Genomic DNA, 20,522 nt, shown 5'->3' on the forward strand with positions numbered 1-20,522 from the left:
CGTCGGCGAACGTCCAGCGAAGCAACGCGGGCGTTCAGCGCGAGAAGAGCCGCACGACGCCTGCATCCACCACGCGCGCGATTTCTTCCATGCGCCAGGTGATATGCGATTCCGTCAGCGCGCGGCATCGCTCGATATCGCGTGCTTCGATGGCATCGAGAATGTCGAGGTGCTCCGCGAAGGCATCGTGGCCGCGCTGTTCCAAATCCATCCAGCGAACGAAGTGAATGCGCGCGTTGATGCCGTATAGCGCGCGAACCATTTCGTTATTGCCCGCGAGCGCGACGAGCCGAACGTGAAACTCTTCGTCCTTGATGGTGAGTTCGGCGGCGCTGGTCTGAGCCTTGGTCTTCATGACTTCCTTCCAGAACTTGCGCAGCGCGCGCAGATCCTTAATGCTGGCACGCTCGGCCGCCAGCAGCACGGCGGACGATTCGATGCTGCGCCGAAGCTCGAAGAGATCGAAAATGTCTTGCCGATGCAGTTCGCGCGCGAAGAAGCCACGATTCGGCACGAAGTGCAGCAGACTTTCGGCGACGAGGCGATTGAGGGCTTCGCGCAGTGGCGTGCGGCTCACGTCGAAACGCTGTGCAAGCTCGAGTTCGTTCACGCGCTCGCCGGGGCGGATAGTGTAGACCACCGCCATTTCCTTTAATTGCTCGTAGAGTTCGTTGACGGTCAGGCCCGGGCGTTTCGGCGGCGTCGTCTCGCGAACGTTCGGACGCGTCTCCCGCAAGAGAGATGAATACCTGGGCATGTCTCGTCAGTTCCTTTGCTTGCTTAGGCGGCTTGACGGCAGCGCGCGTTCATGCGCTGACGGAGGTTGTGACACAGATAATACAACAGTGCCCACACCTTCACCCACAATGTACAGATGCGCCTCTTGACGTCCCGCGATCACCATTGACTGAATTCGAAAGTCGTTTGGTCAGGCGCAATGCGCGGCGGCTATGAACTAATGGATGCAGAGCCGATTTCCTTCAACAGTGCGCCTTGTTCGAGGGCGTCTGCGACACCACGAGCGTCGATTGTTGCGGTAGAAAAGACCGTCAACGGCAGGGTGTCGTCCCGAGGCATGACTTACGCGATCGTCCTCATCAAAACTCAAGACGCGCGTTGAGCGCAACGGTGCGCGGCTCCCCAGGCTGAATATAGTCCGCGTACTGAAACTCCCAATAGCGATGATTCGTTAGGTTATCGATGGCCGCGCGCACGCCGACGTTATGCCCCGCGACCTTCGTCGTATAGGTCGCGCCCAGGCTGTAGATCGTGTAGCCCGGCACTTTGATATCGCCCGCGGGACGCAGGCTCGTGTTGCCCGTGAACTTTGCCGATGCACCGAGCGTCAAGCCCGGCACCACCGGCACCGCGTACTCGGCGTGTGCAGCCGCGACGAACCCCGGCGCCCCCGCGACACGGTTCCCGTCGTAGCTCGAACCTCTTTCGTACTTGGTGGCGATCCACATCACATCGCCGCCGATGGTCCAGTCGCGACCCAGTCGAACGTCCGCGCCTGCTTCCAGACCCTGAAACAGTGACTCGCCATCTTCGACGAAGATGTTGTCGCTATTCGCATACTGCGCGCCGCGCTCGATGCGGAACAACGCCGCCGTCCCGCTCCATCGCTCATTCTGAGTTTTTACGCCGACTTCGTATTGTTTGCTGCGTAGCGGATTGAGCACCGCGCCGAAATTCGCGTAGGTCGTGCCGACGACGTTACCCGCTTCGAGCGACTCGACGTAGCTTGCATAAACTGTCGTGCCGGGCGTGAGCTTGTACATCATGGCGACGGAGGGCGTCGCTATGCCGTTCTTCGCATACGTCGAACTCGTTGTGCCGTCGACTGCATAACCGTGCTGTTCATAGTTCGTGACACGCACGCCGCCCAGCACAGACCAGCGCGAGTTCAGCGCGATCGTATCGCTCGCAAATAACGCTTTTTGCACGATGTCCGCGTTGCGGTAAGTAGTGAAGCCGCCGCCGCTATAACGATTCTGATTCGGCTGATAGATATTGCCGATGCCGATCTCGTCATAGAAAGAATTGGCGGTATTGTCGCTCGTCTGCTTTTGATAGGACATGCCGAACACGAGTTGATGCTGGAACGGTCCGGTCTTCACGAGTCCCTCGGCCATGACTTGCCACGCGTTCAGTTGATGTCCTTCGTTGCCTTCGTAGCGCGTATCGGTGTAGTCGCCGCCGAGGTCTGTCAGATAGAACGTGCTCTCGTTTCGATAGCGCGTGCTTTTGCTGAAACCATAGGTCGCTGAGATCGTCCAGTCCTGATTCAGGTTGTAGTGCAGGCCGGCCGTATAGAGTTGGACGTTGGTGTAAAGATGCTGATCGGGTGTGACAAGGGTGCTGCTTCCACCGCTCAACGGAACGGGCAGTGCATTGCCCGTGAGTCCCGAGGTCGATATCGATGTCGTGATTCCCGATGCACGCCGGTCCTGATACAACGCGCCGAACGTTGCCGTGAGATCGCGAGTGAGGCGGGCGTCGGTGGAAAGCGAGAATGAGTCGCGACGCACGTTGCCGTCGTTGAAGGTCGTGCCTTCCTCGTGGGTCGCATTGAAGCGGTAGCCGAACATGGCGTCGGGCCCGACGCGCCCACCGAGGTCCAAGTGCTCCGACCAGATATTGGTCGACGCATAGCCGACATCGACGCTCGCGATCTGCCGGTCCGTGAGCGGTGGCTTCTTCGTCACATAATTCACGACGCCACCCGGCGCGCCGAAGCCATACATGAAGCCGGAGAGGCCCTTGAGGAGTTGCACGCTCTCAAGCTGCTCATAGGGCATCGTGATGCCGTAGGCGTTGATTGGTTGCCCGTCGATGCGAAAACCGTTCTGCCAGTCCAACTGCAAGCCGCGCACGGTGATGTAGCTCGCCCATGCGTTATAGCGATTGCTGTTGTCCGATACCGACGCGTCCTGCGCGAACACATCGCCGAGCTTCTTAGCCTGACGATCGGCGAGTTCTTCGCCCGTGACAATGGTGGTCGAATAGGGCGTATCGAGCTGAGTGCGGGTGCCCAGCGCCCCAGAACTCATGTCGCGCTGCAAGTGCTGTCCGTGGTCGCTTTGGCTGCTGGCAGTGACGGAGACTGCGGGAAGCGTCGCATCGCCTGCTGCGGCGCCGCTTTCTTGCGCGAGCGCACCGTCAATCATCGCGAAGAGCAGGAGCGCCGCCACAGTCGATGGTCGCAAGGTGAATCCGCCGGACGTTTCGTTGTTGCCTGCTGCTGAAGCCATATTCTTTTAGTGTCCCGTATGTGTAAATAGCAACCATTCGCATTTAGCACGCGCATTTTGGCGCGGCCGCATGGGTTTGTAAAGTGTTATCGACGCCGTCGGAAATACGTTTCGTTGACTGCGGCGGGGAGTTGTTCAAGCCTTGCGGCCTTCGCCGAACGCTTGCCGGTACCACGCATGAAAGTGCCGCATGCCATCTTCGAGCGGCGACTGATACGGACCGGCATTGCTCATTGCGCGACGATGAGTCTCAGGCGGCCCGCATCCATGCGTTCCGCAATTTCATCGTCCTTGGTCATCGTCTCTAGATAAGCGCGCGCTGCGCATCGACGAACTCGCGCTCGAACGCCGCAACTTCTTCGGGATAATGAAACTCGATGACGTTGAGCGTCTCCTGCGGGCCCTTGGGATAGAGCGTCGAAACGACAAGCACGTGCGGATACAACTCGATCATGTGAGTCGGAAAATACGCAAGCCAGATAGCGCTGAAAGCAGGCGGCTCGTTACCGCCGAATGCGAGCAGCCGGTCGTGCCATGCTCGGTAAATGTCGGAGCCAGGTTAACTGGCCGGCAATAGTCATTGGCCGCTCTCGCAAAGCCGACGTTACGTAGCGCTTTCTGCGGCGTCTCCCGCTCAATCAAACATCCCAAGCGCGATCGTCGATTCTTTTCCCAAATGCACGCGGTCGCAGCCCTGCATGGAACCACTCGATCAGGCTCACCATATCGAAGACCGGTAAGCCAAAACGCTCGGCGATCAGCGGCGAATAAGGCGCGAAGTTGGCGCACTCGCTGACGATCGCGCCCACGTCGGGATGTTGCTGCAGCAATCGGCCTGCGCAATCGAGCACTTCCTGCGCCTGTTCGTCGAAGCTCACGTGCGCCGCATCGTCCACCTGGTTTCGAAAGAAGCGCGAGGTTTCAGCCAAGCCCACAACGGGCGTCGTCGGGTCGGCATGCGCGGCGACGAGGTGCGCCGCCGTCAGCGCCGACGACTTTGCGGTCAGCACGCCCACACGCCGGTTTCCCGGCAACACGCTAGCCGCAAGCGGAATCTGCAGCAGGCTCGATGTCGCGACGGGCACCATGCAGCGTGCCGCAATGTCCTCCTGGAACGCGGCAAGGAAACCGCAACTGGTCGCAATGCCATCGATGCCGAGACGCGCAAGCCGGTTCGCGGCATCGACGAAGCGGTCGATGAGCGGCTTAGCCGCGCGCTTGTCGCCTGCGGCGGCCGCCATCACCATCGGGCCGGTCACGCCTTCCATCAGCGCATATTGCACGGGAAAGCGCCACGTTGCGCCGTGACCGATATCGCCGGGCAGGCGCGCGAAGCCGGTGTCGAGCATCAAGATGCCGATGCTCACGCCATGCACGGTGCGAGGGCGCGCCGGCTTCATTAGTTGATGAAGCATTCGCAACCTGCAAGCGAGGGGGAGATTGGAAGACCAAGCGCCGCCATCTTGGCGCGATTGATGATCGCGACATAATCCTGAGCCTGCGGCCGATAGACCGCCAGTGCGGAAGGCTTCGCGCCATGCAGCATCTGCACTGCGAGAGCTGCAGCGTGTGCGCCCTGCGATTCGTAGGACGGCGCATAGGCCACCGTAACGAGACTGCCCTTCCTGATGAGCTCGTGCTCGGCGCTAAGAATCGGCGTCTTCATGCGATCCGTCACTGACGCAAGCGCGGGCAGCGCCGATTGCACGAGATTTGATCCGATCGCGTAGAAAAATCCGACGCCCGCCATTGCGGCGGCGCGCTGCGGCACGTCGATGGTCGCATCGACCGACGTGGCAATCATCGTCAGCTTCGCGCGCGCAGCGGCAGCCTTCAGACTTGTCACCGCTTCTACATCGTTCACTTCTCCCGCGTTGTACAGTACTCCGAACGATGTAGCCGCCGGGAAGACGCGCTTCGCGAAGGCGAGCACGGCATCGTAGTCGGTGACCGTCGCAGTGCCGACGATGCGATCGCTGCCATGCGCCCAGTCCGGCACGAGACCGGCGGCGACCGGATTCGTCACCTGCGCGAAGACAAGTGGGATGGAACGGTCCGGCACATTGCGCACCGATGCCTGAGCAACCGGCGTCGTCACCGTGAGGATCACAGTAGGATGCTTCGCGACGATCTGCGCCAGCGATTGCGGCACGAGGCCGGGCGTGAAGTTGGCGTCGCTATAGACGTATTCGGTGTTACTGCCTTCGACATAGCCTTGCTTCGCCATTTCGTCCTTGAAACCGGCGATGGTGCGCGAGAGCGCGGGGTGCGGTCCGAAGTTCGCGATGCCGATCACGGTGCGTGTCTGTGCACACGCATTACCCGTGTGCAGCAATGCCACCGAGAGCGCGAGTCCGCACAGCTTGCCCGTCAATCCAGGAAGAAAACGCATGCTGATTGCCCGAAGAGTTGGCTGCTTGCGATTGTGCGAATGAAGGCCCGCATGAGCGAGCCGACAAAATAAACAAACCCGATTGCCTATGTAATTGGCCGCGTGCCCTCGCATTGCGGGCGCATCGCGTGAAAGATGCACGTTCGAAGCGTCTCGATGCCGCATTTCACGCACCTTCGATGAAGCGTCGAAGGCAGGCGTGAGTCAAGCGAGCCTCAAATGAAGGATTTCGGTTCTAAGTTTTTTTATCGGATTGCCGGTTTTAGCGGCGGTTTCTAGTCTGCGGGGCGTGGCATTCAGCCATGCACTGCCGCTGCCCCTATCAACGCCCCGACCTCACCACGCTCACGACCGCCTGAACGAGACGAGAACATGAAACGAATCTGCTCCTCCATGCTGCTGCTTGCATCGGCCACCGCCGCATACGCGCAATCCTCGCCCGCCGACAGCAGCGTCACGCTGTACGGCGTACTGATGGAAGGCGTCATCTACACCAACAATTCGCTCGCCGGAGCGTCGCTGTCGACGGCCAATGGTCCGAGCCGCTGGGGCATGCGCGGCGTCGAGAATCTGGGCGGGGGCTTGAGCACGGTGTTCCAGCTGGAAGGCGGCTTCGATCCGAACTCCGGGAAGTCAGCGCAGGGCGGTCGGGAATTCGGCCGTCAGGCTTATGTGGGCCTTCAGTCGAAGGACTACGGCACGATCACCTTCGGCCGCCAATACGACGTGACGCAGGACTGGCTCGCGCAATATTCGGCTGCATACATGTGGAACGGCTATGCCGCGACCGTCGGTGACAACAACAACTTCAACTTCCAGTTCCGCACCAACAACGCGGTGAAGTACGTGTCGCCGAATTATCGCGGCCTGCAGGGCGCGGCGATGTACAGCTTCGGCGGCGTTGCGGGCAGCTTCGGCAATCAGAGCGCGATGAGCTTCGGCCTCAACTATGGGAATGGCCCGGTGACGTTGTCGGCGGCGTACATGCGCATGAACCATCCGGCGATAGCATCGAGCGAAGGGCTGTGGAACACGGCGCTATTCGCGTCCATCTCCCCCGAGTCGCCGACGCTCGCGCTCGCGGTCTCGCCATCGAGCATGGAAATCTACGGCGCTGGGGGATCGTTCGTCGCGGGACAGACGACCTTCGGGGTGGTCGTCACGCATAGCCGATACGACGATCTCGGCGTCGCCGAACTGGGCCTCGCCAACGGACGCGCGGGCTATACGAACATCGAGGCGAACGTGAGCCGGTATATCACGCCGGCGTATCAGCTCTCGTTCGACTACACGTACACCTTCGGAAAGGTGCAACCCACGGATTTTTCTCCGAAGTATCATCAGTTCTCGCTGTTCAACAACTACTTCCTGTCGAAGCGCACCGCGCTTTACCTCGACGCCATCTTCCAGCTCGCCGCCGGCGATGCACAGCACGCGAACATCGAATACGCGAGCAGCGGCGGGGCATCGACGAGCAAGCGCCAGCTCGCGGTGACGGCGGGCATCTTCCACCGCTTCTGACGGCGTGTGCGATATCCCGCGCCCCTCCCGGAGACGTTTCCTTGCCCAACACCCTTTCGCCAGCACCTCGCAGTGGGGCAGCGATATTCGCCGACGCATTGAGGAATTTCGGGGTGCCCGTCGTGACGTTCATTCCCGGCGAAGGCATTCTCGAACTGGTCGATGCGCTCGCCGTGCGCGCGCCCGCGATCCGTCTCGCGAGCTTCCGGCACGAAGCCGGCATGGCCTACGCCGCACAGGCCATCGGCCAGTCCAGCGGCCAGCCCGGCGTGTGCCTCGCGGCGCGCGCGCCGGGCGCGTTGAACGCGACGCTCGCCATACACACCGCGCATACCGACAGCGCGCCGCTCGTGATGATCGTCGGGCAGGCGGACATGCAGTCCGCCGAGCGCGAGGCCATGCTTGGCCTCGGGCATTTTCATCAAGTGTTCGGCCCACTGACGAAGTGGGTCGGACTGATCGAATCGGCGTCGCGCATCCCGGAGATGCTCGCGCGAGCGTGGCATATCGCGATGTCAGGCCGTCGCGGGCCGGTCGTGCTCGTGCTGCCCGAAAACGTGTCGCGCCAAATGGCCGATGTCGCCGATCTGCCGCGTCCGGCGACAATCGCCGCCGCGCCCGCACCGCATGACCTCGCGCGCTTCACGACGCTGCTGGCCGAGGCGCGGCGGCCGCTACTGATCGTCGGCGGAACGGGCTGGCAGGCCGCGTCGCTGCAAACGTTGACAATGCTTGCCCGCGCGTACGGCGTGCCCATCGCGACGACCTACCGCCGCCGCGATCTGATCGATCACGACGATCCGAACTTCGCGGGCGAGATCGGCCTCGGTATTGATCCTGCGCTGGCGGCGCGCATCGGTAAAGCCGATTGCATCGTCGCGTTGAATGCGCGTCTCGGCGAGCTCAACACGGTCGGCGCGGGCGCGTTCAGCGGCTTCACGCTATGGACGCCGCCGCGCCAGGCCAACGTGCTGGTGCATGTTCATGCCGATGCCAGCGATCTCAACAATGCGTATCGCGCGGACCTTGCGATTCCCGCCGATGCCGGCGCCTTCGTCGCCGCATGGGCCGCCGCCGCAAATGCGCCTGCTCCGGACGATGAACGCATCGCATGGGTGCGCGCAGCGCGTGCAGACCGTGTCGCGTTCGCCCAGAGCGGACGATGTCCCGGTCCGCTCGATCTGCGCGCGGTGTTCGAATCGCTCGATGCCGCGTTGCCCCGCGATGCGCTCGTCGCGTCCGGCGCTGGCGCCTACGCGCTGTGGCCGCAGCGGTATTTGCGGCATCGCCTGCCCGGCACGCAACTCGGTCCGAAAAGCGGAGCGATGGGCTACGGCCTCTCCGCAGCCATCGGCGCCGCGTTGCTCGATCCGGCGCGGCGAGTGGTCGCGATCGCCGGCGACGGCTGCTTCATGATGCACGCCGAAGAACTCGAAACCGCCGTGCGCCTCGGTCTGAATTTGCTGGTGATCGTGGTCAACAACCGCGCTTACGGCGCGATCGGCAACGCGCAGCGGCGGCTCTTCGACCGCGCCACGGGCACCGCGCTCGGCGTCATCGATTTCGCCGCCTTCGCGCAGTCGTTCGGCGCGCGCGGCGAAGCCGTCGACAGCACGGAAGCCTTTGCGCCGGCGCTGCAGCGGGCGTGGGCATCGAGCGGCGTATCGCTGATCGAATTGCGCGTTTCTTCCACTGTGACCAGGCCCGTCGATTGACGGCACTTCAAGGCAAACGATGAATCACTCTCTATCCGGCCGGCACGTCGCCGTGGTCGGCGCGGGAATCGCGGGACTCACGGCCGCTTACCGGCTGAAGCGGGCGGGCGTGCGCGTGACGGTGTTCGACGCGCAGAGCTTCATTGGCGGACGCATGGGCGACCGGCGCACCGGCGATCTCGTCTACAACAGCGGCGCGCGCCTCGTCTATCCGTTCGGCCAGGCGTTCAACCGTCTCGTCGACGATCTCGCGATGCACGATGCGCTCGTGCCGCTGCATCGGCTGACCGCGCAATGCAAGTCGCCACAGGGCGAGCACACTATCGAACTGATGCCGTCGCCGCGCTCGCTCGCGACGCCCGGCCTGGCCGCCGGCGAACGCGTGCGCCTCGTGGCTCACGCCATCGCGATGCTGCGTGCGAAGAAGCAGGTCGACCCCGACTGGGCGACGAGCGCGCTCGCCGTCGATGCGCGTCTCGACGACATGACACTCGCCGCGTATATCCGCCAAACGCTCGGACGGAACGTGCTCGCGCGCATGGTCGAGCCGGTCTTCCGGGCGACGCGTAGCTTCGATCCCGAAGATTTGTCGGCGCTGTTCTATGTATCGACGGTGCCGCATATGGTCGGGCAGAGCACGGTAAACACGCTGAAGGGCGGCATGGGCCGCGTCTGCCACGCGCTCGCGGCGCAACTGGATGTGCGCACCGGCGTGGCCGTCCGCAAGATCAGGCGTCATGCGGACGGCGTAGAACTCGCGCTGCAAAACGGCGAGCTGTTCCGCGCCGACTATGCCGTGTGCGCGGTCGAAGGGTCTCTCGCGAAAGCAATCGTCGATAGCCCAACGCAAGCCGAAAGCCGGATGCTCGATGCCGTGCGCTACAACTCGCTCGGCGTCGTTCACTACGGTTTTGCAAAGCCGCTGCCGCCGATGATGCAGTTCGCGATGCGCGGCCTGCCGGGACGCATCGCCACGTATCAGCAGTTGCCCGCCGCGCCGGCGAGCGGGCGGCCGCTCACTCAGATCTACTGCCAGCTCACGCCCGAAGCCGCGCGGGAGGCCGTGCAGCGCGGCGTCGAACATGAACTCGACGTCCTCATACGCGATGAATTGCGCGCCTACATTCCCGACTTCGACCGTCATGTGGTAGCCGTCGCGAATCAGTGGATCGCGCGCAAGCTGCCGGTGTTTTCGCCGGGCTACGGCGCGCGCGTGAACCAGTTCTGGCGCTGGCAGGAGCAACGCGCGAACGAGCGCCTGGAAGAGAGTGCGCCGCCTGTCGTCTATTGCGGCGACTGGCTGTCGCAAGCGCTGCTGACGGGCGCCTGCGCGAGCGGCGAGCGCGCCGCGCGGATTCTCGTCGAACGCATGCGCGCCGCCGTGCCGCGCGTGGCCGCCTGAAATATAGGCAAAGCGGCGCGAGTTGTAGCGAAACGGCAATTGCACCGCCCGCTTTAATGTCGCGCAAATCAACGGTGCTAAAAATACCGTCGAGCCGCCGTCCGCTCCCGTCGCGGAGCGCCGAACCCGATACCGGAACACAACATGAAAGAACGCTTCAGCACGAGCGCACGCTCGACGAACCGCACGTTATCGACAGCACTGGGCGCGATCTGCGCCGCCGTGTTCGCCCTGACCGCGCTGCCGGCCGCGGCGGACCCGACCGTCATCGGCATTGCCAACCTCGGGCCGCACCCGTCGCTCGAAAAGACCATCGACGGCTTCAAGCAGCAGATGGCGAAGGAAGGCTATGTCGAAGGCAAGAACGTGAGCTATGTCTATAGCGACGCCAACTTCACACAGGCGCTGATGCCGCAGATGTTCTCGCAGATTGCCGCGAAGCATCCCGCGCTCATTCTCACGGTGACGACATCGGTATCGCAGGTGGCGCGCTCCGCGGTGCCCGATGCGAAGACGCCGCTCGTCTTCACTGAAGTGACGGATCCGGTCGCGGCGGGCCTCGTGCCGGGCTGGAAGCAGGGCGGCGACCGCTTCACGGGATCGTCGGACCTGCAGGATTTCGATGCCGTGCTCGCTTTCGCCAAGAAGGCGTTCCCCGGCGCGAAGTCGTTCGGCACGCTCTACAACCCCGGCGAAGCGAACGACGTTGTGACGACGAAGGCGCTCGAAGCCGCGGCGCAGCGCGCGGGACTCACGTTCAAGGCCGTCAGCGTCGATACGGTCAACGACATTACGCAGCGCGCGCAACTCTTGAAAGGCGTGGGCTTCGTGTACATCACCGGATCGAATCTCGTGCAGTCGGCCATCCCCGCCGTCGCGGCGAGCATGCAGCGCCTGAAGATTCCAGTCCTGAGCTCGGAGACCGAGTCCATCAAGAAGGGGATGGCGACCGCGTCGTATGCGGTGTCGCTGGAATCGGTCGGCGCGAATGCCGCGAAGCTTGCGGGCCGCGTGCTGAAGGGCGAGAAGACATCGGCGCTGCCGCCCGCATTGCCGACGCAATCGGACTACGTCACGCAGATCAGCAAGAGTCAATATCAGGCGCTGGGGTTGACGGTGCCCGCCGCTTTCGAGGATTGCAAATGCTTCATCAACTGAACGGACGCAACCGGGCCAAGGTAACGACGATGCGCGAGCGCCACATTCCCATGCTGTCGGCCGAGAAGATCTGCAAGACATTCCACCCGGGCACCGTGGATGAGCGCATCGCGTTGTCGGATGTATCGCTCAAGCTGTTCGCCGGTGACTTCGCTGTCGTCGTGGGTGGCAACGGCGCGGGCAAGTCCACGTTCCTCAATCTGCTCGCGGGCGAAGTCACGCCCGACAGCGGCGCGATCGTGATCGACGGGCGGGACGTGACGCCGCTGCCCACGCACAAGCGCGCGCGGCATATCGCGCGGGTGTTTCAGGACCCGGCGGTCGGGACCGCCGCGGCGCTGAGTCTCGAAGAGAATCTCGCGGTGGCGAACCGGCGCGGCCTCAAGCGATCGTTCGGGCTCGGACTCACGAGCGCGTTGTCGAAGGAATTCTGCGACCGCATGGCGTCGTTCGATCTCGGGCTGGAAAAGCGACTGAAGACGAAGGCTTCGCTGCTGTCGGGCGGCCAGCGTCAGGCATTGTCGCTGTTGATGGCCGTGCTGCAGCGCCCCCAGCTGCTGCTGCTCGACGAACACACGGCCGCGCTCGATCCGCGCACGGCGGCCATCGTCATGCGTGTGACCGAGCAGGTCGTGCGCGAGCAGAGCCTCACGACGATGATGGTCACGCACAACATGCAGCACGCCATCGACTTTGGCAATCGCCTGATCATGATGCGCGACGGACGCATCGTCGGCGATTTGAGCGGCGACGCGAAGCGCGCGATGACCATCGAGAAGCTGATGGCCTACTTCAACGAGGAGCCGGCGACGGCCTTGACGGTGAACGCATGAACTTCCTGAGTGGTTTTGTCGATCTGGTCCCGGTAGGCCTGATGCAAGGGCTGACCTATGCGTTGATTGCGATTGCGATCATGATCCCGTTTCGCATCCTCAACTTCGCCGACATGACGGGCGAGGGCGCGTTTCCGTTCGGCGCGTGCGTGTGCGCGAAGCTGCTGATGCTTGGCCTCAATCCGGTGATGGCCCTGCTCGGCGGTGCGCTGGCAGGCTTTCTCGCGGGAGTCGTCACCGGCTATATCCACGAGAAGGCGAAGGTCAACACGCTTCTATGCGGCATTCTCGTCTTGTCGATGCTCTATTCGATCGATATCCGCGTGATGGGCCAGCCGAACGCCGCGCTGTTCGCGTTCCCCAGCGTGTTCTCGTGGCTTCCCGGTGATGGCGGAGGCTATTTGCCGCGTATCGCGATGCTCGGCGTGATCGACGTGGCGATCGCTACATGCGTATTGTGGTTCCTCGGCACGGAGCATGGACTTGCGATGCGCGCGATCGGATCGAGTGCGTCGATGGCGAAGGCGCAGGGCATCAACGTGAAGGTGTACACGCTCGTCGGGCTCGGCCTGGCGAATCTGTTTGCCGCGATGGGCGGTGCGATGCTCGCGCAGAACCAGGGGTTCGCCGATGTGAACATGGGCTTCGGCGTGCTCGTGAACGGACTCGCTGCGCTGCTGCTCGGCGAAGCGGTGATCGGCAATCGCTCGATGACGCGGCAGGTGATCGCGCCGGTCATCGGCTCGATCATCTACTTCCAGTTGATCTCGGTCGTGCTCGCGCTCGGGTTCCAGCCGTCTGACCTCAAGCTCGTGACGGCGCTGTTCGTGCTCGGCACCTTGCTGTCGATGGCGACGCGCAAGAAGCGCGGCGCGTCGAAGAAGAAGCTGGAGCCAATGGGCGCGAAGGTTTGACGCTGCCAACGCTCCAGAAAAGAAGGGCCGCCCGGAAGATTCGAGCGGCCCTTGTGCATTGCGCGTCGATCAGCGCAAGCCTTGCCAGCGTGCGTAGGCGTGATCGTCGTTGAGGCCGAACTGGTCGATCACGCGCTGCACCGTGTAATCGACCAGTTCGTCGATGCTGCCGGGCTTCGCATAGAACGACGGCAGCGGCGGCATGACGACGCCGCCCATCTGCGTCACGAGCGTCATGTTGTTCAGATGCGCCAGGGTGAGCGGCGTTTCACGCGCGAGCAGCACCAGCTTGCGCCGCTCCTTCAGCGTAACGTCGGCTGCTCGCGTGACGAGGTTGTCGTCGAGACCGTGCGCGATGGCCGCGAGCGTCTTCATCGAGCACGGCGCGATGACCATGCCGTCATGCTGGAACGATCCGCTTGCAAGCGTCGCGCCGATCTCGTTCGGCTCGTGCCACTGGTCGGCGCGCGCACGCATTGCGTTGCGATCGAGCGCCATCTCGTCGTGCAGCGTAAGCCATCCGGCGCGCGAGACGACGAGATGCGTTTCGACCGCGCGTTCGCGCAGCGCCGCAAGCAGACGCACGCCATAGACGGCGCCCGTCGCGCCCGTGATCGCAACGACGATACGGCGCGGGCGTTGCGCCATCATCGCAACGCCCGCGCGCCGGCTTGCGGCAGATAGTCTTCAAGCACGAGCGTATCGACGCCCGGAATCGACTTGCGTTCGAACTCGGCTTCGCGGCCCCAGGGCTTCGTCGCATCGATGGCGAGCCGCCCCCAGTGATCCTTGTGGGCATCGCGATAAAAGCCCGGCACATTTTCGATGACCATCGTGCGCGTGTCCGCGCGCCCGCGTGTGAGGAATGCCCAGATCACTTCGTCCATGTCGTAGATGTCGATGTCCTTGTCGACGACGATGCACAGCTTGTTGTAATCGAGATGCGAGCCGAGCGCGGCAAGCAGCGCGTGTTGCGCGTGGCCGTCGTATTGCTTGTCGATCTTGATGATCGTATTCATCACCGTGGGCTTGCACGTGACGTCCAGCACGCCGCGCACTTGCGCCGATATTGCCTTGTAGATGCGCGCGGCCGTTGCCGCTTCGAGCGGCCGCAGGTCTTCGTCGGACCCGCAAATGAGGCCATGAAAGACCGCGCCTTCACGCCAGCCAACATGCGTGACTTCGAACACATGGTTGTCGCCGACTTCGACGTAATAGCCCATGAATTCGCCGAACGGACCTTCGGGGCGCCGCTCGTTTGGCAGGATGCGGCCTTCGATGACGATCTCGGCGGCCACCGGAACGTCGAGGTCGACGGTAAGCGCGCGGCGCATCGCGAGGGGGCCGCCGCGAATGGCCGCGGCGAGCGCGAGTTCGTCGCCTTCCGGCGGCAGCGACACGCACGCGCTCATGAACAGCTCGGGCGCCGCGCCGATCAGAATGGCGGCTTCGAGCGCCTCGCCGCGCGCTTCCGCTCGCAACTGGTACTGCGCGAGGTCGTGACTGCTGCCGAGGCGAATGCGCAGTTCATCGTCGGAAACGACCATCGAGCGATGAAACGAGAGGTTCGGCACGCCAGTGTCCGGGTCCTTCGCGAGGAAAATGCCAGAGGTGATGTACGGCGCGCCGTCGCGTTCGTGATAGGTGAGGATCGGCAGGTCGGACAGCTTGCCGGTGATCCAGTCCGATGGCATCGGCACATGTTCCACAGTGTTGTCGAGCGTCGATGCAAGCGTGATCTCGCGATCCAGACGAGCGCAGAACGTTTCTTCCGGCGCGCAGCGGATGATTTCGCGCAGCCGGTCGTGATCGCTATAGAGGTTGAGCAACACGGGCAGCCTGCTGCCGCGGACGTTCTCGAAGAGCACGGGCTTCGTGGTTTCGCGCTGCAGGCGTCGCGCGACGGCGGCGGCTTCGAAGCGCGGATCGACTTCGCGCGTAACGGTCAGCAAGTCGCCGCGTGCGCGCAGCCGGGAAAGGTAGTGTTTCATCGCGAAAAGAGGCATGACGAGGGATGAGCGCGGACTGCGCGCCTGTGGCCTTCTTATACCCGCCGCATTTTTTGCCGGGATACGCAAAGACGCCGCGAACCTAGGAAAAGCGGTTTTTCTTGCATGGTCCGTCAATGCAGCGCGCTTGCATCGCCACGATACTTTTGGCGACCCATAATTCAGGTTCTTGAATGATCGAGCGAGCGTCCGGGCGGTAGCGGCGCACGCAACGGCCAGGAGACAGAATGACCGAATCACACGCTGGACTTTTCAGAAACGCGCTCGCAGGCCGGCAGGCGCGCCTCACCGAAGCGTTCTATCAACTGCGCGTGCAGCCCGATTGCGTGAGCGTTCCGGAGTTCGGCTTATACGGCGGAACCGTCGCGGTGCCGGGCGGTGCGGAAGAGGGCGTGTGGAAGATGGCGAGCATTCGCGACGAAATCTATCTCGTCGTATCGGACTGCAACTATGCGCATAGCCGCTCGGAGAAGATCCTTCCCGAAGGCTTCGTCGAGTTTCATTTCTCGATTGCAGGACCGGCGAGTGTCGACTTCTCCGATACGGGGCATCTGCATGTGAACGCGCCGAATCTGCTCGTGTGCAGTCAGGGCACGGACGTGCAGTATCAGGTGACGTGCGGGCCGGGGCCGTGGCAATCGGTCGGCATGTACGTGACGCGGCGCTACTTCGACCGCCTCGTGCAAGCGCTCGGCGGCGAGGCCGACAAGATTCGCGCGGAACTGGCATCGATCGATCGCGATCAGATCTACAACCGGCAGATGCCCTTCAGTGTCGACGCGCTGCAGATTGCCGAGCAATTGCTGGCATCGCCATATAAGGGTGCGCGTCAGCTCTTCTATCTCGAAGGCAAGTGCAACGAAATACTGTGCGCGTGCATCGAAATGTGGCTCACGCATCTGCGCGACGATTCTCCGGGCGAGACGCTTTCCGCACGCGATCTCCGGCTGATCGAACAGGCGCAGCGGATGATTGTCGCGGACTTGCGCGTCGCGCCGACGATTCCGGAGCTCGCGCGCGCCGTTGGAACGAACGCGTCGAAGCTGAAGCGCGGTTTTAAGTTTCTATATGGCATGACGATTTTCGAATACGGGCATCGATGCCGGATGAATCATGCATTGCGATTGCTCGTCGACGAGCGCTTGCCCGTTGGACAAGTCGCTCTTGCAACGAGTTATCAGCATCAGACGAGCTTCACGGCGGCGTTTCGCGACTACTTCGGCTTCGCGCCGAAAGACGCGCGGCGTCTCGCTAGCCCTTCCACGCAGCAGCGCGATGCACCGGAAGCCGCGCGTGCAAGAAGCGAAACCGGCAACGCGGATACCGCGGACAAGCGTTGATATCGGAACAACGCTCTCACTTGTAGGAAATCGGCCGCATCTCGCGCGCGTGACTGCCGTGTCGAAATATCTGTTGTTAGCATCGTCCTTACTTTGGACAACCGCCCATCACCGGGCAGACAACAGACCGGAATCACGATGAAGTCAATCAAGGTACGCAACCCCCGCACGGGCGAACACGACTACGAATTCAATGCGGCATCCACGGACGATGTCGCTCTCGTAATCGCGCAGGCACGCGACGCACAGCGCGCATGGAACGCGCTCGGACTCGAACATCGCACAAAGGCGCTCGGCGAATGGGCCGCGCAACTGGAGGCGAACGGCAAGCAGATCGTCGATGCGCTGTCCGTCGATACGGCGCGCCGCCGCATCTCCGAGGAAGAACTCGGCGCGGTCATTCACTTCATCCACGGCTTCTGCGATGCCGCGCCCGAAGTGCTCGCCACGCCGTTCCGCAAGCTCGACGCGCATCCCGATGTCGTATTCAAGGTGACGTATTCGCCGTACCCGGTGGTAGGCGTCATCAGCCCGTGGAATTTTCCGCTCGTGCTGTCCTTCATCGACGCGATTCCCGCTCTTGTCGCGGGTGCGGCCGTCGTCATCAAGCCGAGTGAAGTCACGCCGCGCTTCGTCGAACCGCTGAAGCGATCACTCGATGCGGTGCCGGCGCTCAAAGGCATCGTCAATCTCGTGCAGGGCGCGGCCGAAACGGGCGCGGCGATCGTCGCGCAATCGGATGCGGTCGTCTTCACCGGCAGCGTGCCGACGGGCCAGAAAATTGCGGCAGCGGCCGCGCAGGCCTTTGTTCCCGCGTTCCTCGAACTCGGAGGCAAGGATGCGGCCGTCGTGCTCGAAGGATCGGACGTGAAGCGCGCAGCGACCAGCATCTTGCGCAGCGCGCTCTATAACTCGGGGCAGGTCTGCTATGCGATCGAACGCGTGTATGCGCACGATTCGCTTTACGATGCGCTCGTCGCCGAACTCATGACGCAAGCGCAGACACTCAAGCGCAGTCACGCAGCGGGCGACGGCGGTCACTACGGCCCGATGATCTTCGGTCAGCAGGCGTCCATCATCGATGCGCAGCTCGATGATGCGCTCGCGAAGGGCGCAAAGATCGTGCTCGGCGGCAGGAGCGAGACGGTGAACGGCGCGGTGTGGATCGATCCGACCATCGTCACCGATGTGACGCACGAGATGACGCTGATGACGGACGAGACTTTCGGGCCTGTAGTGCCGGTGATGCGCTTCTCGACCGCGGACGAAGCCGAGCGCTTGATGAACGATTCGATGTTTGGGCTGAGCGGCGCAGTATTCGGCCCGGACACGCACACGGCCGGTGACTTTGCGACGAAGATGGAAGCGGGCGGCGTGAGCATCAACGATACGGAACTACCGCGCGTAATGATGTTCGCCGGCGAAAAGACCGCGTTCAAAAAGTCGGGCATGGGCGGATCGCGCTATGGGGCGACGAGCATTATGCGCTACGTAAGAAAGCGTGCGCTGCTCGCCAACGAAGGTCCGGTGCCGCCGCTAGAGAAGCTGGCGGAGGTCTAATGGACTGGAAACACAAGATCGCGCGGCGGAGGGGCAGTAAAAAGGCGCATTGCTCGAAAGCGCCATATTGCGCCCCTCACGCGGGACGCAGTCACGCTGGCGCACGGTCCGGCCGAACTTGGGCACTGACTCGAACGGGTTGATCCGTAGATAGTCTCCGATGCCCGGACTCCGCGGCGCAGTGCTCGAGATTTCGCCGCTTTATCCGCCGGAGCCAATGTTTCGATTACGTATGATCCGACAGATCGGCCCGCACAACTGCACCGCGACGCCGGGCGGACTTGATCGGGTAGAGGGCAGATCAACGACAAAAGCGCTGGCACTCGCCGTTGCCTGACACCGTTGTGCATTGAAACACGGCCACACGACCAGCACCGCGAAGATGGGTTTCCGTGCGAACGCGCCGTTGCGGTTGCTGCGCTGGACTGCGGACAAAGCCCGAGCCTCAACGCGGCAACGGCGGCGCGCACAGCGGCGCTACAGCGCCATACTCCTCTATTTCTCGACGCACCGTCCCTGCGCGGCGCGGTTTCGTTAGACGTTGGTCTGTGCAAGGAGAAACACCACGAACAATCAGAACTCGTCGACGCGGTCGCCTCGAGTGCGCGTATCGCCGAATCGGAGGCCGAGCAGACGAGTATTGCTATCCTCGCCACGATCTCGAATGAGGTCGCTGCGGGTGGGGCAGGAAGCTTCGTCGCGACTGCTTAGGCGCCCTAGGCAATCTTCAATGCGAGTTCGGTCCCGCGCTTGATCGGCAACGTGGTCGAGATGAAACCACTCGCTGGGTCACGAATGTATTCGATAAAGTCTGGTTCCGCATTGTCGTTCAACACATAGCCCCCAACGCGAAGCTGCGGGGCGACAATCTCGATCACGCTGCGCGCAAGCGAAGGACCCTCCGGAGATGGCCAGCCATCGATCAGCGCGAAATCCACCAGACCACCAACGTTACGCAGCGTTTCTCGCGCGTCGCCCACTCGGATATCGGCAAAATCCGCGAGCCCGGCGTCGGCGAGGTTGGCACGCGCGATTGCCGCCTTTTCCTCCACCAGCTCTGAGCCGATCACGAGGCCACCACCGTTGTCACGCATTGCAGCGGCGAAATAGAGCGCCGACATGCCGATCGAAGTCGCGAAATCCACGACCCGTTTCGCGCCCATCGCGCGGCAAAGCAAATAGATGAGGTCGCCCTGATCGGGATGGATCGAGAAGCCGTACTCGGCGAAAGCGTGCGCGTCATATCGAGACGGCCCGTCGAAGGCTTCGCGTGCCGGGTGACGGCGTGACGAGTTCAGCCGCTGGATTACCTCCAGCACTCGGGCATCGCGAATTGGGCTGAGCCCGCTAGAGTGCGGTATTTCATGTGGCATAAGTTTCTTCCTTGCGGAACGAGTTAGGGTCGCCGGTAGCTTCGCGAGAAGCGAACCGGGTGACGTTAGCGCGCCTACCGTATTGAGTAGCTGGACTATAATTTCGGTACTGAAATAGTACCAAAGGGCGGCGAGGCAGGTGGGCGATGGTAAAAGACGGTAACGAACTTGATGGCAGGCTTTCTTCGACCTCGGCGCGACGACCGGGGCGACCGAGGGCGAATGAGTCCGAGGAACGCCGGCGCGCGATTCTCGCCGCAGCACGTCAGTCATTCGTCGAACTTGGCTTCGCCCGTACGACCACCGCCGAGGTAGCCGCCAGAGCGAAAGTATCCAAGCGCGCGATCTACGAGGCTTTCACAAACCGGACGGAGCTTTTCGCCGAAGTGATCCGCGATTGTCAGCACCTCATTGTCGACCTGCCGAGACCTGAAGACGAGGAACTGCCCCTTCTTGATACGCTCATTCGGATTTTTCGGCTCGACCTCGACGACGATGCAGAAAGGGCGCGGGAGGCGATGCTCAACTTGATCGTTAGGGAGAGCACCCTACTGCCGGAACTGTCCGACTATCTCTATGAGAACGGAGCGCTGCGCTCTCGCGAGGCACTTATCGAATGGCTTCTGCTTGAGTCGGCACGCGGCCGGATATCAGTCGACGACCCATTAGTCGATGCGGGCATGCTAATGGACATGGTATTCGGAGCGCTGTTACCGCGACGCAGGTCGACAGAGGCGACGGACCGGATGCTCAGGCGCGACCACATCAAAAAGCGGCTCGCTATCTACCTCCGCGGGATTGGTGCGGATCCGCTCAGCGGTTAACGCGAGAGAAGTGAACTGGGTTTCGGGCGCGGGTACGGCGGGAATCACGAGCGCCAGTTGTTCTCTGCGGCGTTTATGCTAGATCGGGTGCACTGGCGATCCACATTCTCGGTTGCTACGACTCTTTCAATTTTGGCCCACGGTCAGTCAGTGTACCGTTCGCAGCGGGCTACGGAAGCGCGGGGTCGCTGTCTCATTGCCCATCGCGCCCTGTCGTCACTGCTAGT

The 20,522-nt window shown here is 62.6% G+C and carries 16 protein-coding genes and 1 pseudogene; 9 read left to right on the forward strand and 8 right to left on the reverse strand.

The features are described 5' to 3' along the window. Positions 1 to 34 precede the first annotated feature (34 nt). The 5 genes and pseudogenes from HWX53_RS17005 to HWX53_RS17025 form a co-directional block, all read right to left on the reverse strand. The gene (locus HWX53_RS17005) at positions 35 to 757 is read right to left on the reverse strand and encodes a GntR family transcriptional regulator (protein WP_175942957.1); all 723 of its coding nucleotides are present in this window, start codon (positions 755 to 757) and stop codon (positions 35 to 37) included. A 340-nt stretch (positions 758 to 1,097) separates the two neighbouring features. Continuing rightward, the gene (locus HWX53_RS17010) at positions 1,098 to 3,209 is read right to left on the reverse strand and encodes a TonB-dependent receptor (protein WP_347879164.1); all 2,112 of its coding nucleotides are present in this window, start codon (positions 3,207 to 3,209) and stop codon (positions 1,098 to 1,100) included. 180 nt (positions 3,210 to 3,389) lie between these two features. After that, positions 3,390 to 3,813 (reverse strand): annotated as a pseudogene (locus HWX53_RS17015) (SRPBCC family protein); the annotation flags it as partial. A gap of 79 nt (positions 3,814 to 3,892) precedes the next feature. Next, positions 3,893 to 4,669 (reverse strand): aspartate/glutamate racemase family protein, encoded by a 777-nt coding sequence (locus HWX53_RS17020; protein WP_175942961.1) that lies wholly within the window; start codon positions 4,667 to 4,669, stop codon positions 3,893 to 3,895. Continuing rightward, positions 4,654 to 5,646 carry an ABC transporter substrate-binding protein gene (locus HWX53_RS17025; RefSeq protein ID WP_175942963.1) on the reverse strand — a complete coding sequence of 331 codons (993 nt, stop codon included), beginning with the start codon at positions 5,644 to 5,646 and terminating at the stop codon, positions 4,654 to 4,656. Before HWX53_RS17025 ends, HWX53_RS17020 begins: the two co-directional genes overlap by 16 nt. A gap of 372 nt (positions 5,647 to 6,018) precedes the next feature. Here HWX53_RS17025 and HWX53_RS17030 point away from each other — a divergent pair, with 372 nt between their 5' ends. From HWX53_RS17030 to HWX53_RS17055, 6 genes are all read left to right on the forward strand, one after another. Continuing rightward, on the forward strand, positions 6,019 to 7,167 hold the full coding sequence (locus HWX53_RS17030; RefSeq protein WP_175942965.1) for a porin: 1,149 nt from the start codon (positions 6,019 to 6,021) through the stop codon (positions 7,165 to 7,167). A 41-nt stretch (positions 7,168 to 7,208) separates the two neighbouring features. After that, the gene (locus tag HWX53_RS17035; protein ID WP_279612501.1) at positions 7,209 to 8,882 is read left to right on the forward strand and encodes a thiamine pyrophosphate-dependent enzyme; all 1,674 of its coding nucleotides are present in this window, start codon (positions 7,209 to 7,211) and stop codon (positions 8,880 to 8,882) included. 19 nt (positions 8,883 to 8,901) lie between these two features. Continuing rightward, complete coding sequence (locus tag HWX53_RS17040) at positions 8,902 to 10,284, forward strand: NAD(P)/FAD-dependent oxidoreductase (protein ID WP_175942967.1); 1,383 nt, start codon at positions 8,902 to 8,904, stop codon at positions 10,282 to 10,284. A gap of 144 nt (positions 10,285 to 10,428) precedes the next feature. After that, complete coding sequence (locus tag HWX53_RS17045; RefSeq protein WP_175942969.1) at positions 10,429 to 11,442, forward strand: ABC transporter substrate-binding protein; 1,014 nt, start codon at positions 10,429 to 10,431, stop codon at positions 11,440 to 11,442. A gap of 50 nt (positions 11,443 to 11,492) precedes the next feature. Then, a complete protein-coding gene (locus tag HWX53_RS17050; RefSeq protein WP_175943957.1) occupies positions 11,493 to 12,275 on the forward strand; it encodes an ATP-binding cassette domain-containing protein in 783 nt (260 codons plus the stop codon). Continuing rightward, positions 12,272 to 13,189 carry an ABC transporter permease gene (locus tag HWX53_RS17055; protein WP_175942971.1) on the forward strand — a complete coding sequence of 306 codons (918 nt, stop codon included), beginning with the start codon at positions 12,272 to 12,274 and terminating at the stop codon, positions 13,187 to 13,189. Before HWX53_RS17050 ends, HWX53_RS17055 begins: the two co-directional genes overlap by 4 nt. A 69-nt stretch (positions 13,190 to 13,258) precedes the next feature. On the opposite strand, the gene HWX53_RS17060 is transcribed toward HWX53_RS17055, so the two are convergent. Both HWX53_RS17060 and HWX53_RS17065 read right to left on the reverse strand, forming a co-directional pair. Then, positions 13,259 to 13,840 (reverse strand): UbiX family flavin prenyltransferase, encoded by a 582-nt coding sequence (locus HWX53_RS17060; RefSeq protein ID WP_175942974.1) that lies wholly within the window; start codon positions 13,838 to 13,840, stop codon positions 13,259 to 13,261. Further along, complete coding sequence (locus HWX53_RS17065) at positions 13,837 to 15,180, reverse strand: UbiD family decarboxylase (protein ID WP_175942976.1); 1,344 nt, start codon at positions 15,178 to 15,180, stop codon at positions 13,837 to 13,839. Before HWX53_RS17065 ends, HWX53_RS17060 begins: the two co-directional genes overlap by 4 nt. 245 nt (positions 15,181 to 15,425) lie before the next feature. Here HWX53_RS17065 and HWX53_RS17070 point away from each other — a divergent pair, with 245 nt between their 5' ends. Both HWX53_RS17070 and HWX53_RS17075 read left to right on the forward strand, forming a co-directional pair. Further along, entirely contained in the window at positions 15,426 to 16,538 is a 1,113-nt protein-coding gene (locus tag HWX53_RS17070) for an AraC family transcriptional regulator (RefSeq protein ID WP_175942978.1), read from the forward strand. A 138-nt stretch (positions 16,539 to 16,676) separates the two neighbouring features. Next, complete coding sequence (locus HWX53_RS17075) at positions 16,677 to 18,098, forward strand: aldehyde dehydrogenase family protein (protein WP_175942980.1); 1,422 nt, start codon at positions 16,677 to 16,679, stop codon at positions 18,096 to 18,098. Between the two features lie 716 nt (positions 18,099 to 18,814). Here HWX53_RS17075 and HWX53_RS17080 read toward each other — a convergent pair. Further along, positions 18,815 to 19,417, reverse strand: coding sequence for a class I SAM-dependent methyltransferase (locus tag HWX53_RS17080; RefSeq protein WP_244140161.1), 603 nt, complete (start codon positions 19,415 to 19,417; stop codon positions 18,815 to 18,817). 200 nt (positions 19,418 to 19,617) lie between these two features. On the opposite strand from HWX53_RS17080, the gene HWX53_RS17085 reads away from it, so the two are divergent. Next, on the forward strand, positions 19,618 to 20,295 hold the full coding sequence (locus tag HWX53_RS17085) for a TetR/AcrR family transcriptional regulator (RefSeq protein WP_175942984.1): 678 nt from the start codon (positions 19,618 to 19,620) through the stop codon (positions 20,293 to 20,295). Positions 20,296 to 20,522: the final 227 nt, after the last annotated feature.

This window comes from Caballeronia sp. BCC1704 (assembly GCF_902833455.1).
GTDB lineage: Bacteria > Pseudomonadota > Gammaproteobacteria > Burkholderiales > Burkholderiaceae > Caballeronia.

Bases quoted from the DNA above. Each gene is read 5' to 3' on its own strand.
- HWX53_RS17060 (WP_175942974.1), bottom strand. From the start codon at position 13,840: ATGATGGCGCAACGCCCGCGCCGTATCGTCGTTGCGATCACGGGCGCG.
- HWX53_RS17025 (WP_175942963.1), bottom strand. From the start codon at position 5,646: ATGCGTTTTCTTCCTGGATTGACGGGCAAGCTGTGCGGACTCGCGCTC.
- HWX53_RS17075 (WP_175942980.1), top strand. From the start codon at position 16,677: ATGAAGTCAATCAAGGTACGCAACCCCCGCACGGGCGAACACGACTAC.
- HWX53_RS17065 (WP_175942976.1), bottom strand. From the start codon at position 15,180: ATGAAACACTACCTTTCCCGGCTGCGCGCACGCGGCGACTTGCTGACC.
- HWX53_RS17070 (WP_175942978.1), top strand. From the start codon at position 15,426: ATGACCGAATCACACGCTGGACTTTTCAGAAACGCGCTCGCAGGCCGG.
- HWX53_RS17040 (WP_175942967.1), top strand. From the start codon at position 8,902: ATGAATCACTCTCTATCCGGCCGGCACGTCGCCGTGGTCGGCGCGGGA.
- HWX53_RS17030 (WP_175942965.1), top strand. From the start codon at position 6,019: ATGAAACGAATCTGCTCCTCCATGCTGCTGCTTGCATCGGCCACCGCC.
- HWX53_RS17050 (WP_175943957.1), top strand. From the start codon at position 11,493: ATGCTGTCGGCCGAGAAGATCTGCAAGACATTCCACCCGGGCACCGTG.
- HWX53_RS17085 (WP_175942984.1), top strand. From the start codon at position 19,618: ATGGTAAAAGACGGTAACGAACTTGATGGCAGGCTTTCTTCGACCTCG.
- HWX53_RS17005 (WP_175942957.1), bottom strand. From the start codon at position 757: ATGCCCAGGTATTCATCTCTCTTGCGGGAGACGCGTCCGAACGTTCGC.
- HWX53_RS17055 (WP_175942971.1), top strand. From the start codon at position 12,272: ATGAACTTCCTGAGTGGTTTTGTCGATCTGGTCCCGGTAGGCCTGATG.
- HWX53_RS17045 (WP_175942969.1), top strand. From the start codon at position 10,429: ATGAAAGAACGCTTCAGCACGAGCGCACGCTCGACGAACCGCACGTTA.
- HWX53_RS17020 (WP_175942961.1), bottom strand. From the start codon at position 4,669: ATGCTTCATCAACTAATGAAGCCGGCGCGCCCTCGCACCGTGCATGGC.